The sequence below is a fragment of the Xylophilus sp. PBN-3R genome (assembly GCF_057747805.1).
This window is the reverse complement of sequence record NZ_CM173225.1, coordinates 239,145-255,012: the sequence shown is the minus strand read 5'-3', so window position 1 is coordinate 255,012 and position 15,868 is coordinate 239,145. Positions and strand designations below refer to the sequence as shown.

Sequence of the window (15,868 nt, the reverse complement as noted above, 5' to 3'; positions counted from 1 at the left end):
CCATGCCGAAAATCAAACCATCATCGGGCGATTCGACCGAAAAATCATTCGACAAACTCGACATGGCCATTTTGCGGCTGCTGATGCAGGACAGCCGCAAGACGCTGAACGAAATCGGTGCGGATGTGGGTTTGTCGTCCACCGCCTGCTGGACCCGCATCAAACGACTGGAGACAGAGGGTGTGATCCGCCGCTACACGGTGGACGTGAACCCGGCTCGGCTGGGCTACCGCGATTCGGTCATCGTGCAGCTCACCCTGGAGAGCCATACCGACGAAACGCTGTATGAATTCGGGCGCATCCTGGCGGAGATCCCGGAAGTGATGGAGGCTTACCTGGTGTCGGGTGACTACGACTACTACATCCGCCTGGCGGTACGCGACACCCGCGACTACGAGAGGCTGCTGCGGGAGCGGCTCTACAAGATTCCGGGCATCCGCCACAGCAAATCGCACTTCGTGCTGCGGACGATGAAGGAAGCCAGCCTGGCGCCGGTGTGATGTTTCCCGGGTGACTTCGCTCGTGCGCAAGAACCGGGCGGCACAAATGAAAAAGCCCTGAAGCGTTTCCACTTCAGGGCATCTCATTTTTGGTGCGGCTGGCAGGAATTGAACCCACGACCCCTTGGTTCGTAGCCAAGTACTCTATCCAACTGAGCTACAGCCGCCAAGACTCGTATTATGCAATGTTTTTGGCGTTTGTCAAAGCCCGCCTGAAAATACTTTGAAAAAAGTCCGCCGGCCGCCCGCAACGGGGCCAGTCGGTCGGCGCCGCGACCGCCCGCAATTTCCGGACAGCCCGCGCCGCCACCGGCCATGCCGCCAGGCGCGGTTCCCCGACGATTCAGTCAGGAAGGAGGCAAAGCCAATATCCAGCGGGCCAGCTGGCGGGCATCGGCTTCGCCGACATCCGGGTTCGGCGGCATCGGCGCGGTGCCCCAGCGGCCGACACTGCCGCGCAGGATGGCTGCCAGCAAGGCGTCTTCGGCATCGCGGCGGCCCGCGTTGCGGAGTGCCACGTCCCGCCAGGCCGGGCCGATCACCTTCTTTTCTATCGAATGGCAGACGAGGCAGCCGTTGTCGCGCGCCAGGTCGAGTTGGGCAGCGGCCACGCCGTGCACGGCGATCAGGGCGGCGGAGAACAGCCAGTGATGGAAAGTCAGGTGATGCACACGCCGATGCTATCGGTCAGCAAAAGGATTTGGGCCGGTGGCTTCGGCCAGGCATCGACGCGGGCCTGGATTGACGCCTGCGGCAGCATGGGCAGGGATGCCCGTCCGCGCCGCAGTCAGAACTTCCCACGCAGCGTCACCACCAGGTTGCGCGGGTCACCGTAGTAGTTGTTCAGCACCGAACTCCCCACCGTGCGGTAGTACCACTTGTCGAACACGTTGTTGAGGTTGAGCGACACCGTCCAGCGCGGGTCGACGCGGTATTCGGACATGAAGTTCCATACCGCATAACCCGGCTGGGTGTACGAATACGGCACCGACGGCCCGGTCCAGCTCTGGGTGCTGGCGTTCCAGCTCACCGCCGTGCCCTTCACATACTGGCTGCTGTTGACGGTCGCCCCGCCGCCCACCTTCCAGGCCGATGCCACGCCCGGCAGTTGCCAGGTGCCGAAGAACTTCAGCAGGTGCTTCGGGGTGATGGTGCTGAAGACCGCGTTCTCGGTCTTGTCGTGGTTGCTGTTGAAGGTGTAGCCCGCATACAGGTTCACCCCCCGCGCCACCTCGCCGTTGACCTCCATGTCAACGCCCTGGCTCACCACCTTTCCGGCGTTGAGGTAACAGCACGAGCCGGCGTAGAGCGTCTCCGACGTCGGGTAACGGCCGTCCTGCACCGCCCGGTCCTTCTGCACCACGCGGTACAGGGCGAGGGAGGTGTTCAGTTTGCCGTCCAGCAGTTCGCCCTTGACGCCCAACTCGGTATTGCTGCCGTGCATCGGGTCCAGGCCGACACCCGGCGCGGGGCCCGACTTGTAGTACGCCTGCGGATTGAAGATCTCCGCATGACTCGCGTAGGCCGACCACTCCGGCGTGATGTCCTGGATGACCCCGGCGAAGGGCACGATCTTCGTGGGCTCGGTGTACTGGGTGGCGCTGGCCACGCTCCAGGTGTCGGTCATCACCCAGCTGCTGTTCAGGTAGGTGCCGTAGACCTGGTTGTATTTGTACTTGTTGGCCCGCGCGCCGACGATGACCCTGGTGCCGTCGGCCACGTCCAGCCGCAGCGTGCCGTACGCGCCGTACTGCCTGGTGCCGTTGGGGTCGTAGCTGCGGAACATCTGGCCGCGCGCCAGGTTGCCCGACACATAGGGCGTGCTGCCGATGTCGAACAGGTTGGCCGCCTGCCCGGTGGTCCGCGCCACCACGAAACTCTGCCAGCGGCTGCCGATGTCCTGCATGTCGGCGCCGACCAGCACTTCATGGGTGCGGCCCAGCAGGTCGAAGGCACCGCTCAGGTTGACGTCCAGCAGCGTCTGTTCGTTCTGGAAGGCCACGTCCGACCCTACCCAGCGGGAGCCGGCCAGCGTGATCGGGTTGACCGCGCCCGACACGTAACCGCCGTCGATGTCGCCTTTCTCCTGGGTACGGGTGGCGTTGGCGCGCAGGGTCCAGCGGTCGGCCAGGCGCCAGTTGAGCTTGGCGAAGATCTCGCGCGAGGTGCTGTCCTGGTAGGCCCAGGGCGCCGTCAGCGCGGTGTTGCGCGGCAGGCGCAGGTCGGCGCCGTTGCTGTAGCGCGGAAAGCCCTGCGGCGTGCCGTTCTCGTGGATCACCTGGTCGCGGCCGCCGACCGTCAGCACGGCCCTCGGCCCGATGTCGGCTTCGATCACGCCGTAGAGCGTGGGTTTCTCGGTGGAACGTCGGTCGGTGAAGTAATGACGGTTCTCATACGAGACCACCGCCCGCCCGCGCACCTTGCCGTCGAAGGCCAGCGGACCCGAGGCATCGAACTCGGTGCGGTAGTTGTCCCAGCGGCCGGCGCTGGCGGTGAACTTGAACTGCGGCGTGGCCGTGGGCATCTTGCGCACCAGGTTCACCGCGCCGCCCGGGTTGCCGGTGCCGTTGACCAGGCCGGTGGCGCCACGCAGCACCTCCACCCGGTCGTACTCGGTCATGTCGTAGGACACGAAGGCGTAGTTGTCGGTCGACATCGGCGCGCCACCATCGATCTGCACGCTGTTGATGGCGAAGCCGCGCGAGTAGATGTCCGTCACCCGGTGGCCCGAATCCTGCACCGTCAGGCCGACGATCTGTTCGGCCGCCTTGCCCAGGTCGGTGACGTTCTGGTCCTCGATGCGCTGCCGGGTCATCACCGAGACCGACTGCGGAATCTCGCGCATGGCCTGGGCCGTCTTGCCGATGGTGATGCCGTCGCTGGTGTACGAGCCGGTGCCTTCTGTCTCGCCTTCGCGTTTTCCGGCCACCCGCACTTCACGCAGCGAATAGGCGGCGTTCGCCTCCCGGGACGGCGTGACGGAGGTGGCCACCGGCACGGCCGCCGCAGCGCGCTGCAAGGTCAGGGCTCCGCTGGGGGTGCGCGCCAGTTGCAGCCCACTCCCGTCTAGCGCCCGCTGCGCCGCCTCTTCGACGTTCAACTGGCCACGCACGGCCGGTGCCGACAGCCCCTGCACCAGCGCAGCGTCGATGGAGATAGGCCGCCCGCCTTCGGTGGCGATGCGCGCCAGCGTCGCACCCAGGGGCTGGGCGGGGATGTCGTAGGCACGCGCAGCGGTGGCAACGGCGGGCTGTGCCAGGGAGGCCGTGGCGTGCAGCAAGGCCAGGGCGATGCTCGCCGCCAGCAGGCGACCACGGAAAGGGAAAACGGGGACTCGGTGCATGGGAAGAAAGGGTTTCCGGTTGGCGAGAAATCAGGTTCCTCAACTGGCATGTGTTGCCAGCCGGAAAAAGCGTCAGCGATTCGCCTGAAAAAACTTCAGGCGACGTCGATGCGCACCAGCCAGCCGCCCGAATGGCGGTGCATCGCCACCGGCAGCGTCTCGCCGATGGCCGTCAACGCGCGGTCCGGGTCGTCCAGCGGATAGCTGCCATACACCCGCAGCCGCGCCGCCTCCGGACTGATGCGGATGAACCCGCGACGATACGTTCGCAGCGCCGCGACGACCTCACCCAACGGCCGGTCGTGAACCTCCAGCTGACCGTGTTCCCAGGCGGCGGCGGTCATTGCCATGTCGGGTGCCGACTCGATGCCGGATGGGCCGAACCAGGCCGCCTCGCCCTCGGACAACCTGCGGTTCAGCCCGTTGACCGAAGCCATCCGCAAGGGCTGATGCAAGGCCACCGCCAGGCTGCGCCCTTCTTCCTGGCGCAGCAGGAAACGCGCGCCCTGCCCGCCTGCCGCGGACAGGCTTCCGTGCCAGCCGGAGAGCACCAGAGGCTGCCGTCCGGAAACCGCTTCGACGATGGCCTGGCCGCTGCGCAAACGCACGCCACGCTGCACCGCTGTCGTGGCATCGTCCGCAGCGGACCGCGCATCCAGCAGCAGGCTGCTGCCGTCGGCCAGGCGCACCACACGCCGCTCGGCGGTGCCGGTGCGCCATTCGGCCAGCAGTTCCTGCAAAGGCATCTGGCGATCGACCAGCAGGCCGGTCGCCACACCCACGCCGCCCACGGCCAGCGCGCCACGCAACAAACGTCTGCGGCGGCCGGCATGTGCTGCGCTGCCGGCCACCGTCGCATGGATCAGTTCGGCCTGTCCCGGATGCCGCTGGTTGACCTGCCGCGCCGCAGAAAAAGCGGCATCGACCGGCCCGGTCAGACGCGCCCAGGCCTGGCGATGCGCCGGCGCCCGGCCCAGCCAATGTTCGAGTTCGTGCCGGTCTTCCGCCGTCGCCTCGCCCGAACGCATCAGCACCAGCCAGTCGATGGCCTGTTCGACGACCGTGTCCAGCAACATGCTCAAGCCGCCTCGCCGGTGGCCAGAGCGCAGGCGCGCCAGCCCTGCACCATGTACTTGCGCACCATGCTGGCCGACACGCCCGTGCGTTCCGCGATCTCGGCATAGGTCAGGCCGTCGAGCTGGCTCAGCAGAAAGGCCTGGCGCGCCCTGTCGCTCAGGCCGTCGAGCGCCTCTGCCACCTGGGACAACGATTCGAGCAGCAGCGCACGATCTTCCGGGGATGGCGCCACGGCCTTCGGCAGATGGGCGCATGCGTCGATGTAAGCCTGCTCCAGGTCACGCCGCCGCCAGAACTCGTACAACACCCGTTTTGCCACCGTCGTCAGGAAAGCACGCGGCTCGCGGATGCTGTCCAGCCCGCGATGGGCGATGACCTTGACGAAGGTTTCCGAGGTCATGTCCTCGGCATGTGCGTGGTCCCGCAGCCGCTGCTGCAGCCGGCCCAGCAACCAGGGCTGGTGGTCGACGAACAGGTCGCGCGCCTGTTGCGCGTCTTCGGGAGCAAGTGGGGTGAAGGAGGTCACGGTCATGAGAATGAATCTCATTGCATTGTATCGTCCACACCCTCGTGCAGCCCCTCATCCGCCGCCGGTTCACCCCAGTTCGTGGCGCCTCGGCAAGCCTTCTGAATCGCCCGCGAACTGGACCACCCGCGCGCCGATGGCGTTGCCTCTGGCGACGGCATCGGCCAGGTCCAGCCCTTCCAGCAGGCCGCTGACAATCCCCACCGCAAAACCGTCACCTGCACCCACGGTGTCGACCACCTGTTCGACACGCACGCCCGGCGCCATGCCCCGCAGGCCATCTTCGCGCGCGAAGAACGCACCCTGCGGCCCCAGCTTGACGACCACCTGGCGGGCGCCACGCGACAGGTAGAAATCGGCGATGCCCTCGGGCGTGGTTTCACCCGTCAGCAGCGTGCCCTCGGCCAGGCCGGGCAGGACGGTGTCGGCACGGCTTGCCAGGTCGTTCATGCATTCGACCATCGCCGCCCGGGAAGGCCACAGCCGTGGCCGCAGGTTGGGGTCGAAGGAGATGCCGGCACCCGCGTCGCGGGCACGTTGCGCCAGATGCAGCACCAGTTCACGCGAGCTGTCCGAAAGCGCGGGCGTGATGCCGGTCAGATGCAGGTGGCGCGCCGGGAAACCGGTTCCTTCGGGCGCATGGTGCACCGCCAGTTGGCTGGCGGCGGAACCCTTGCGGAAATATTCGATCTGCGGATCGCTGCCATCGTGCGCACGGGTCTTCAGCATGAAACCGGTCGGCCGGCTGTCATCGAAACCGACATAACGGCCATCGATGCTCTCGCGCGCCAGGTGGTCCTGCAGGAAACGGCCGAAGGAATCGTGGCCCAGCCGGGTGATGTAGCCGGTGCGCAGCCCCAGCCGGGCGAGGCCGGTCGCCACGTTCAGTTCTGCTCCGGCGGCACCCCGCTGGAAGTGTTCGACGGCATGCAGCTCGCCCGGCGCATGGGCCATGAAGATGGCCATGGGTTCGCCGACGGTCAGCACGTCGAGAGAACCGGATTCCACGCTCGCCATCACATCACCGCGCCGAGTTGCCACGGCAAGAACTCGTTGTCGCCCAGGCCGTTCTCCTCGCTTTTGCTGGCCTGGCCGGAGGCCGTGGCGATCATCAGCTGAAGCAGGGCGGCGCCGGCCTCGGCGATGCTTTGCCTGCCTTCGACGATGGCGCCGGCGTCGAAATCCATGTCCAGCCGCATGCGGTTGAACATGGCCGAATTGGTGGCCAGCTTCAGCGACGGCGTGGGTTTGCATCCGTAGGTCGAACCGCGGCCGGTGGTGAAGCAGATGAGGTTGGCGCCGCCCGCCACCTGCCCGGTGGCCGACACCGGGTCGTAGCCCGGGGTATCCATGAACACCAGGCCGTGGGCACGTATCGGCTCGGCATATTCGAGCACTTCCATCAGCCCGCTGGTGCCCGCCTTGGCGACCGCGCCCAGCGACTTTTCAAGAATGGTGGTGATGCCGCCGGCCTTGTTGCCGGGCGACGGATTGTTGTTGAGGTCGCCGCCGTGCATCTCGGCATAGCCTTCCCACCAGCGCAGCCGTTTCAACAGCTTGTCCGCCACCGCGGGCGATGCCGCCCGGTAGGTGAGCAGGTGTTCGGCCCCATAGATTTCAGGTGTTTCCGACAGGATGGCGGTGCCGCCGTGCTGCACGAGCAGATCGACCGCCGCACCCAGCGCCGGGTTGGCGCTGATGCCCGAATAACCGTCGGAACCGCCGCATTGCAGCCCGACCGCCAGGTGGCTCAGCGGCACCGTCCGGCGGCGTGCCTGTTCGGCCTGGCCCAGCATGTCCCGGATGATTTCCTTGCCCTGCGCGATGGTCTCGCGGGTGCCGCCTTCTTCCTGGATCGTGAGGGTGGCGAACATGCCCGGCGCGCGGGCCGTCAGCGTCTCGACCAGGGGCGCGATCTGGTTGACCTCGCAGCCCAGGCCGATCACCAGCACACCGGCGAAATTGGGGTGGTTGGCATAACCGCGCAGGGTGCGCTGCAGCAATTCCAGGCCTTCGCCGTTGCCGCCCATGCCGCAGCCGCTGCCGTGTGTGATGGCGACCACGCCGTCGACATGCGGCCAGTCGGCCAGCGCCTCGCCCCGGAAGGCATCGGCGATGTGGCGGCAGACGGTGGCGGAGCAGTTGACGCTGGAAATCACACCCAGGTAGTTGCGGGTGGCCACCCGGCCGTCGTCGCGCACATAACCCTCGAAGGTGAGCGGCTCGGCCACCGCCACCGTGGCCCGGTAGCCAGCGCCGAAGCTGTGCTGGTGGGTCGACTCGGCCATGCCGACGTTGTGGACGTGCACATGCTCGCCGGCCGCGATGTCGGCGGTCGCGATGCCGATGCTCTGCTGGTACTTCAGCACCGGCGCGCCGGCCGCGATGGGCGTCAACGCCAGCTTGTGTCCGGAGGCGATGTCCTGGAGCAGGCTGACGGTGTGGCCGCCGACCATCAGCACCGTGCCGGCCGCCAGGTCTTGCCGGGCCACGGCCACGTTGTCGGTCACGCCCAATTGCAGGGCCAGCGGCGCAGAGTTCACGGGGATGTTCATGTCTTTATCGGCTCAGGCAGTCGCCAGGGCCGCCTTCAGCACCGGCTGGGACAGCTGCGGCGCGTGTTCGGCCGCCAGCGCCACGATGGGGCCGAAACGGCGCTGTTTCTTCTGCGCGTGGTTCTGTGCGATGTCGGCGATACGGTGGTCCAGGAAGGGGTTGCTGAAACGCTCGCGCACATCGACCAGATAAGCCTCGGCCTGCACCCGCGCGGCCGGGCTCAGGGCACCGAACACCGGCAAAATTTCGTCCGCCCACAGCGCTTCAAGGCCGGCGCGCAGAACGGGGTCGGCCATGGCTTCACGCACGGTGAGGCCGGGGGCCAGTCCGTCGTTCAACCAGCGGTCGGCCAGCCAGGTGTGGCCGGCGTTCAGCAGGAACAGCTTCAGGCGCTCGTAGAAGGCCAGGTCGTTGGTCAGCAGGACGGAAGGATGCCGGCAGGGCAGCACCAGCCGGTCCTGCCGCTGGATGACCCAGACGGCATAGGGCTCGGCCACGGCGCCTACCGGTTCGATGGCTTCGGACACGATGCGATCGACCAGCGAATTGCCCCACACGCAGAAGCCGCGCTGCCATTCGATGAACTCGGCAGGCAGGCCCCATTGCCGGGCCAATCCGGTGACCACCTCTCGCAGCACATCGCCGTTGTTCTCCACCAGTTCGCAGGGCAGCAGCGTCAGCGGCGAAGTGGGCGCGGCCTGCCAGCGGCCGAACAGCAGCACCAGCAGCTTGGCCGGGAAACTGTGCGGCGCCGGGCTGCCATCCACCAGCGCGGCAGGGCCGTCGCGGTCGTCCAGCAGGTAACCCTTGTCCGCCGTATTGGAGACGATGACCTGCACCTCGCCCGCCACCGCGGCACGCACTGCCGGCCATTGCGCGCCGGCCTGCCAGGCCTCGCGCACCGCCGAACAGGTCACCGTGTGGTCGATGCGTTCACCGCCGGCCAGCCCGCGGATGCGCACCGGATAACCGCCGCCAGCCGCCAGCGCGGCGATGCGCGCGGCACCGTCCGGCCGGTCGGTGGTCTGCACCACCGTGATGCCGCCGAGCGCATCGCCGGCGCCCGGCGCGCCTGCCAGCGCCTCGGACACGAACAGGTCTACGTGGGCCTGCAAGAAGCGGCTGGTGCCGAACTGGAGAATGGGTTGCGCCATACGAATTTCAGACCTCGACGATGGCCTTCACGACACCGCGTGCCGGGTCCAGCAGTTGCTGGAAATCGGTCGGCACGTCGGCCAGCGCCATGCGGTGGGTGTTGAGCGCCGCGGTCGGCACCAGGCCGTCACGCATGGCGGCGATCACCGTCTCGAAATCTTCCGTCGTGGCGTTGCGGCTGCCCAGCAGCGTGGTCTCGCGCTTGTGGAATTCGGGGTCCGAGAAACTGATGGTGTCCCGCACCACCGAGATCAGCACATAGGTGCCGCCGTGGGCGACGAAACCGAAACCGCGCTCGATGGCCTTGCCGTTGCCTGTGGCGTCGAACACCACGTCGAAGAACTCGCCGTCGGTCACGGCCGAGAGTTTCTCGACATCACCTTCGCCCAGCGCCACGGCGTGGGTGACGCCCAGTTCGCGCTGGCAGAAATCGACCCGGTCCTGCCGGCCGTCGATGGCGGTGACGATGCCGCCGCGTGCCTTGGCGAAGATCATCGCCGCCATGCCGATGGGACCGGCGCCGACGACCAGCACACGCTGGCCGGGCCTGACGTCCGCACGCCGCACGCCGTGGGCGCCGATGGCCAGGAATTCGACCATCGCCGCCTGGTCCAGCGACACGCCTTCGGCCTTGTGGACGAAGGCTTCCGGCAGCGACAGGTATTCGGTGAAGGCGCCGTCGCGGTGCACGCCCAGCACCTGGATGTTCACGCAGCAGTTGGTCTTGCCCTGGCGGCAGGCGACGCATTTGCCGCACGACAGGTAGGGCATCACATAACAGACGTCGCCGGCCTGCAGGCGGCCGCCCGGAACGCCTTCCTCGATGACACCGGACAGCTCGTGGCCCATTACCCGCGGGTACTGCAGGAAGGGCTGGTTGCCGGTGAAGATGTGCAGGTCGGTGCCGCACACACCCACACGCTTCACCCGCAGCAGCACTTCGCCGTCACCGCGCACCGGGCGCTCGCGTTGTTCGGCCCGCAGGGTGCCGGGGGTTTCACAGATGACGGTCAGCATGGTGTGTCCAGGGGGAAAAAAGATGTGGGGACGACGGGCGAGCCTCGGCTCAGTTGCCGTGGTATTTCTTGTAGATGGCGGTCAGCTTGCCGTTGGCGGTGTTTTTCACCACCCAGTCGTTGATCCAGGCCTTCAGTTCGGGCTCGTTCTTGCGCAGGCCGATGCCCAGCGGCACGGTCGACATGGTGAATTTGGTGACCATGTCCTTCTGCGGTGCCTTCTGCAGCACGGTGCTGACGATGGCCGGCGAGGTGGCGATGATGTCGGCCTGGCCGCTCACGGCGGCGGTCACCAGGGTGGCGTCGTCGTCGTAACGCACGATCTGCGCGTCCTTGGCGCCGGTGGTCACCACCTTGTCGTTGTTCGAACCGCGGGTGGTGGCGACTTTCTTGCCCTTCAGGTCGTCGAAGCCGGTGATCTGCATTGCCTTGGGGCCGGCCACCACCGCGAGGATCTGCGCATAGGGCGTCGAGAAGTCGATGACCTTTTCACGGTCGGGCGTCACCGACAACGAAGCCACCACGATGTCGGCCTTGCCGGTCTGCAGGAAAGGGATGCGGTTGGGGCTGGTGGTCTGCACGATCTCCAGCGCCACGCCCAGGTCCTGCGCCAGCATCTGGGCGGTTTCCACGTCCGAGCCGACGGGTTTCATGGCGTCGTTCACAAAACCGTAGGGTGGCGATCCAGTGTCGAGCGCAATGCGGATCTTCTTCGCGTCGCGGATGTCTTTCAGCAGGTCGGCGTGGGCCGCGCCGGCGCCCAGCATCAGGAAGGCCGATGCGGCGACGAGGCTGGCGAAACGAATGGATGTCTTGGTCATGGTGGTCTCCGTTTTTTGATTGAAAAATGGGGCCGGTTCAGAGCCCGTTGCCGACGAAATCCCGCAGCTCGACGGTCGCCGGCTGGTCGAGGATGGAAGCAGGCCCGTGTTCCCACACGCGGCCCTTGTGCATGAAGATCACCTCGTCCGCGACCTTGCGGGCGAAGGCCATTTCATGGGTGACCAGGATCATGGTCATGCCGTCGGCCGCCAGTTTTTCCATCACCCGCAGCACCTCGCCGGTGAGTTGCGGGTCCAGCGCCGAAGTCACTTCGTCGAACAGCATCAGCTGCGGCTGCATGGCCAGCGAACGGGCGATGGCCACCCGCTGCTGCTGGCCGCCGGACAGTTGCGACGGATAGCTGTCGGCCTTTTCGGCCAGGCCGACCTGGGTCAGCACGGCCAGGGCGCGCTGGCGGGCTTCGGCCTTGCCGGTCTTCTTCACCAGCCGGGGCGCCAGCATGATGTTCTGCTCGACCGTCAGGTGCGGGAACAGGTTGTAGCTCTGGAACACGATGCCGACGTCGCGCCGCAGCTGGTGCAGGTCGAGCTTGTCCGACGTGACCTCGTGGCCGCAGACCCTGATGTGGCCGTTGTCCACGGTTTCCAGCCGGTCGATGCAGCGCAGCGCGGTGCTCTTGCCCGAGCCGCTCTGGCCGATGATGGCCACGACCGAGCCCTTCTTCACGGTGAAGGAAACGTCCTCCAGCACCCGGTTGGTGCCGAAGCACTTCGAGATGTTCCGGATTTCAACGATGGGCGACATGGAAACTCCTCTCCAGGCGACGGCTCAGCACCGACAGCGGATAACACAGGGCGAAATACAGGGCCGCCACGATCACGAAGATGACGAAGGGCTCGAAGGTGGAGTTGTTGATGATCTGCCCCGCGCGGGCGAGCTCCACGAAACCGATGGCCGAAGCCAGCGAGGTGTTCTTGACGATCTGCACCATGAAACCCACGGTCGGCGGCGTGGCGATCTTCACGGCCTGCGGCAGCAGCACGAACAGCACGCGGTGGTGCCAGCGCAGCGCCAGGCATTCGGCGGCTTCGGACTGCGTGAGCGGCACCGAGGCGATGCAGCCGCGCCAGATTTCGCCGAGGTAGGCCGACACATAGATCGACAAGGCGATGCCCGCAGCCGCCAGCGGCGCGATGTTGAAGCCCAGCGAAGGCAGGCCGAAATACACCAGCGGCAGCAGCACCAGCAGCGGCGTGCCCTGGATCAGCTTGATGTAGATGGATACCGCGAAACGCGACCAGCGCGGGCCGTAGGAAGAACCCAGCGCCACCAGGAAACCCAGCAGTCCGCCGCCGACGAAGGCGATCAGCGAAAGTCCGACGGTCCACAGCAGGCCGTCGACCAGGAACTTCAGGTGCGCGGCGGTCAGGAAGGAGAGGAAACCCATGGTGTCTTCGCCTTACAACGCGGTGCCGAGACGGCGCAGCCGCGGGAACGCGACCATGGCCACCAGCCAGAAAATGCCGCGCATCACCAGCGACATGAACAGGTAGGCCACCGCCACCAGCACATAGGTCTCGACCGACCGGAAGGTGTCCGACTGGATGCGGTTGGCGACTGCGGTGAGCTCTTCCGCCGAGATCTGCGAACAGATGGAAGACGCCAGCATCAGCAGCACGTACTGGCTGGTGAGCGCCGGAAACACCCTCTCGATGGCCGGCGGCAGCACCACGTGGCGCAGCATTTGCCAGCGGCTGAGGCCCAGGCAGTCGGCGGCTTCGAGTTGCGCCTTGGGAATGGACTCGATGCCGGCCCGCACGATCTCGCTGGTGTAGGCGCCGACGTTGACCACCAGCGCCACCGTGGCGGCGGTGAACGCGCCCACCTGAAACCCCAGCGACGACAGGCCGAAGTAGACGATGAAGACCTGCACCAGCAGCGGCGTGTTGCGGATCAGCTCGATATAGACGGTGGCGACCCGCGCCGCCCACTTCGCGCGGCCGGTGGTGGCCAGCGCGCAGAACACCCCCAGCAGGAACCCGAAGAAGGTGGCGGCCAGCGACAGCGTGAGGGTGGTCCACGCACCGGCCAGCAGGTCGGGCCAATAGGCCAGCGGTGCGGAGAAGTCGAAGGAATATTTCAAGGCGGGGCCCGGCAAGGACGGCAGCCGGGGCTGCGCGTTTGTGGCGTGTTGTGGCGTGTTTCTTGGTCAGGCCAATTTGAAGCCAATATCAAAATTGGCCTTACCGTGTTTACCCGGATTTCGCAGTATTCCGCCCAGACACCGGCAAAACGACCGGACAATCACCCATCGACCGGCTGTCTGGTCAGGCCAATCCGGTCGACCAATTCCCTTTCTTCTCAATCCCGATGGACGATCCCACCCGCCGCCTCTACCACCAGATCGCCGACAAGATGCGTTTGCTGATCCAGCAGGGCGACTACCGGGAAGGCAGCCGGCTACCGCCCGAACGCGACCTGGCACAGCAACTGGGGGTGTCTCGGCCATCGTTGCGAGAGGCGCTGATCGCGCTGGAGATCGAAGGCAGCGTCGAGATCCGCATGGGTTCGGGTGTCTATGTCTGCAACCGGCCGACACGGCGCAGCGCGCTCCCGACGTCGATGGGCGAAAGCCCGGCCGAGTTGATGCAGGCGCGGGCGGCGGTCGAGGGCGCGGTCATCGTGCTGGCCTGCGTCAACGCCACTGCCAAGGGACTTGCCCGCATCCAGGAAAGCATCGAGGCCATGCGGGCCGACATCGCGGCCGGTCGGGACGTGATGGAACACGACCGGGAATTCCATGTCCGCATCGCCGAGATGAGTGGAAATTCGGTGCTGGTGACCCTGGTGGGCACCCTCTTCGACGAACGCAGCGGTCCGCTGGCCAGCCACATGCGCATACGCCTGGAAGACCAGCCCACCTGGCATGCAGCCCTGGCCGAACACGAGGCCATCTTCCGTTGCCTGCAGTCGCGCGACCCGCTGGCGTCCGAAGCTGCCATGCGTTCGCACATCCGTGCGGCGGCCGACCGCTGGGTCACACCCTGAGGACTCCACGCCGCTGAGTCGCCCGGCGCACCGCCACGGATCGTGCTGCCCCGGGCCGGTGCCCGAAAACTGCCGAAAACCCGGAAAAGCCGGGCATGGTTTGTGCTGATACGTCGTCAACATACTGTAAATATATTTGCAGTATTTCCAACGGCACTTTCAACGGAGCACCACAGACCATGACGACCAAGCCCTGGACCGGCATCTTCCCCGCCATCACCACCAAGTTCCATGCGGACGAAAGCATCGACGCCGAAGGCACCGCGCGGCACATCGACTTCCAGATCCGCAACGGCATCCACGGCCTGGTCACCTGCGGTTCGCTGGGCGAGGCCAGCACCCTGTCGCTGGAAGAAAAACTGCAGGTCGCAAAAATCGCCATCGAGGCTTCGGCCGGCCGCATCCCGGTGCTGGCCAACGTGTCCGAGACCCGCACCACCGAAGCCCTGCGCTACATCGACGGTGCCAACAAGCTGGGCGTGAACGGCTTCATGGTCATGCCCTCGGTGATCTACGTGGCCGATGCCCGTGAAGCCATGCTGAACGTTCGCACCATGGCCGAGGCCGCGCAGCAACCCATCATGGTCTACAACAATCCCGTGGCTTACCGGGTCGACCTGAAGCCCGAACACATGGTCGAACTCGCCGACTGCGAATGGATCGTCGCCATCAAGGAAAGCACCGACAACATCCGGCGCATAACCGACCTGCGCAACACCGTGGGCGACCGCTACCAGCTGTTCCTGGGCGTGGACGACCTGGCCTTCGAAGGCCTGGCCCTGGGCTGCGACGGCCTGCTGGCCGGCGTCGGTTGCGCCTTCCCGCGCGAGACGGTGGCCCTGTACGACCTGATGAAGGCCGGCGACTACACCGAAGCCCTGAAGCTGTATCAGTGGATGACTCCGATGCTGCACCTCGACGTGTCGACCAAGCTGGTACAGAACCTGAAGCTGATCGACGCACTGGTCGGCGTGGGCACCGAGCATTGCCGCCGCCCCCGCCTGCCGCTGGTGGGTGACGAACGCGCCTACGTCGAGGCCGTGGTACGCAAGGCGCTGGAAACCCGGCCGGCCCGCTACCAGTCGGTGGCCTGACACCGCCCGCCGCAGGCGGCCCCGGGCATCCAATTTGCTTGGGCCTCTCATCGGATATCGAAAATATATCGACGGTATTTTCAGACCACGACCGCAGTCACCAGCCGCTCCTACAACACGCAGTCCAGAAGAAGCACATGGCCGAAACCGCAAGCTCGAACGTCTCGCTACGCCCGCCCCCGGCACCCGTGCGCTGGGTACTGAACGCCTCCGACGCCCTGCTGCGGCTGGAGCGCTGGCTGCTCACCTTCCTGATGTCGCTGCTGACCGCGCTGATCCTGCTCAACGTGGTCACCCGCTACAGCGGTTTCCCGCTCTACTGGGTGGACGAGGCGTCGGTGTACGCGGTGGTATGGCTGACCTTCGTCGGAGCCTCCGCCATGACCCGGCTGCGGCTCGACTTCGCGGTGACCATGGTGACCGACAAGCTGGGCGAGAAAAACGCCCGCATCGCCAAGATCGTCGCCACTGCCGGCGTGCTGATCTTCGCGCTGGCGCTGCTGGCCATGTGCTGGATCTGGATGGACCCGGTGGGCATCGCCCGCAAGGGTTTCGATGCGAAGGAATACGCGGCGGATTCCTTCAACTTCCTCTACACCGAACGCACCCAGACACTCGAATGGCCGGTGTGGATGCTCCAGCTGATCATGCCGATCTTCGCCCTGTGCATGAGCCTGCACGCCCTGGCCAACCTGCTCGAAGACCTGCGGCTGGCACCCCAGCGCAAGCACCCCGCGTTCGCCGCGGCCAACCCCGAAGCGGTGAACTGA

16 protein-coding genes and 1 tRNA gene are annotated in these 15,868 nt (G+C 66.2%); 4 read left to right on the top strand and 13 right to left on the bottom strand.

What is annotated here, in order from left to right:
* The first annotated feature begins 2 nt into the window (after positions 1-2).
* Entirely contained in the window at positions 3-500 is a 498-nt protein-coding gene (locus AC3ANW_RS01235; RefSeq protein ID WP_488343395.1) for an Lrp/AsnC family transcriptional regulator, read from the top strand.
* 90 nt (positions 501-590) lie between these two features.
* Here the strand turns inward: AC3ANW_RS01235 and AC3ANW_RS01230 are convergent.
* The 13 genes from AC3ANW_RS01230 to AC3ANW_RS01170 form a co-directional block, all read right to left on the bottom strand.
* Positions 591-667, bottom strand: a tRNA-Arg gene (locus AC3ANW_RS01230).
* 180 nt (positions 668-847) lie between these two features.
* On the bottom strand, positions 848-1,171 hold the full coding sequence (locus AC3ANW_RS01225; protein ID WP_488343394.1) for a c-type cytochrome: 324 nt from the start codon (positions 1,169-1,171) through the stop codon (positions 848-850).
* 116 nt (positions 1,172-1,287) lie between these two features.
* The gene (locus tag AC3ANW_RS01220) at positions 1,288-3,843 is read right to left on the bottom strand and encodes a TonB-dependent siderophore receptor (protein WP_488343393.1); all 2,556 of its coding nucleotides are present in this window, start codon (positions 3,841-3,843) and stop codon (positions 1,288-1,290) included.
* 95 nt (positions 3,844-3,938) lie between these two features.
* Positions 3,939-4,919, bottom strand: a complete 981-nt coding sequence (locus tag AC3ANW_RS01215) for a DUF4880 domain-containing protein (RefSeq protein ID WP_488345324.1) — start codon at positions 4,917-4,919, stop codon at positions 3,939-3,941.
* A gap of 2 nt (positions 4,920-4,921) precedes the next feature.
* Positions 4,922-5,452, bottom strand: coding sequence for a sigma-70 family RNA polymerase sigma factor (locus AC3ANW_RS01210; RefSeq protein ID WP_488343392.1), 531 nt, complete (start codon positions 5,450-5,452; stop codon positions 4,922-4,924).
* A gap of 63 nt (positions 5,453-5,515) precedes the next feature.
* On the bottom strand, positions 5,516-6,463 hold the full coding sequence (locus AC3ANW_RS01205) for a sugar kinase (protein WP_488345323.1): 948 nt from the start codon (positions 6,461-6,463) through the stop codon (positions 5,516-5,518).
* Complete coding sequence (locus AC3ANW_RS01200) at positions 6,463-8,001, bottom strand: UxaA family hydrolase (RefSeq protein WP_488343391.1); 1,539 nt, start codon at positions 7,999-8,001, stop codon at positions 6,463-6,465. The genes AC3ANW_RS01205 and AC3ANW_RS01200 overlap by 1 nt, the downstream gene beginning before the upstream one ends.
* A gap of 12 nt (positions 8,002-8,013) precedes the next feature.
* The gene (locus tag AC3ANW_RS01195) at positions 8,014-9,156 is read right to left on the bottom strand and encodes a mannitol dehydrogenase family protein (RefSeq protein WP_488343390.1); all 1,143 of its coding nucleotides are present in this window, start codon (positions 9,154-9,156) and stop codon (positions 8,014-8,016) included.
* Positions 9,157-9,163: 7 nt separating this feature from the next.
* Positions 9,164-10,174 (bottom strand): zinc-binding alcohol dehydrogenase family protein, encoded by a 1,011-nt coding sequence (locus AC3ANW_RS01190; RefSeq protein WP_488343389.1) that lies wholly within the window; start codon positions 10,172-10,174, stop codon positions 9,164-9,166.
* A 49-nt stretch (positions 10,175-10,223) separates the two neighbouring features.
* Positions 10,224-10,994, bottom strand: a complete 771-nt coding sequence (locus AC3ANW_RS01185) for a transporter substrate-binding domain-containing protein (protein WP_488343388.1) — start codon at positions 10,992-10,994, stop codon at positions 10,224-10,226.
* A gap of 37 nt (positions 10,995-11,031) precedes the next feature.
* A complete protein-coding gene (locus AC3ANW_RS01180) occupies positions 11,032-11,760 on the bottom strand; it encodes an amino acid ABC transporter ATP-binding protein (protein WP_488343387.1) in 729 nt (242 codons plus the stop codon).
* On the bottom strand, positions 11,744-12,403 hold the full coding sequence (locus AC3ANW_RS01175) for an amino acid ABC transporter permease (RefSeq protein WP_488343386.1): 660 nt from the start codon (positions 12,401-12,403) through the stop codon (positions 11,744-11,746). Before AC3ANW_RS01175 ends, AC3ANW_RS01180 begins: the two co-directional genes overlap by 17 nt.
* Before the next feature lie 12 nt (positions 12,404-12,415).
* A complete protein-coding gene (locus AC3ANW_RS01170; RefSeq protein ID WP_488343385.1) occupies positions 12,416-13,099 on the bottom strand; it encodes an amino acid ABC transporter permease in 684 nt (227 codons plus the stop codon).
* A gap of 227 nt (positions 13,100-13,326) precedes the next feature.
* Here AC3ANW_RS01170 and AC3ANW_RS01165 point away from each other — a divergent pair, with 227 nt between their 5' ends.
* From AC3ANW_RS01165 to AC3ANW_RS01155, 3 genes are all read left to right on the top strand, one after another.
* Positions 13,327-14,004, top strand: coding sequence for a FadR/GntR family transcriptional regulator (locus AC3ANW_RS01165; RefSeq protein ID WP_488343384.1), 678 nt, complete (start codon positions 13,327-13,329; stop codon positions 14,002-14,004).
* Positions 14,005-14,183: 179 nt separating this feature from the next.
* The gene (locus tag AC3ANW_RS01160; RefSeq protein WP_488343383.1) at positions 14,184-15,098 is read left to right on the top strand and encodes a dihydrodipicolinate synthase family protein; all 915 of its coding nucleotides are present in this window, start codon (positions 14,184-14,186) and stop codon (positions 15,096-15,098) included.
* 137 nt (positions 15,099-15,235) lie between these two features.
* On the top strand, positions 15,236-15,868 hold the full coding sequence (locus AC3ANW_RS01155) for a TRAP transporter small permease (protein ID WP_488343382.1): 633 nt from the start codon (positions 15,236-15,238) through the stop codon (positions 15,866-15,868).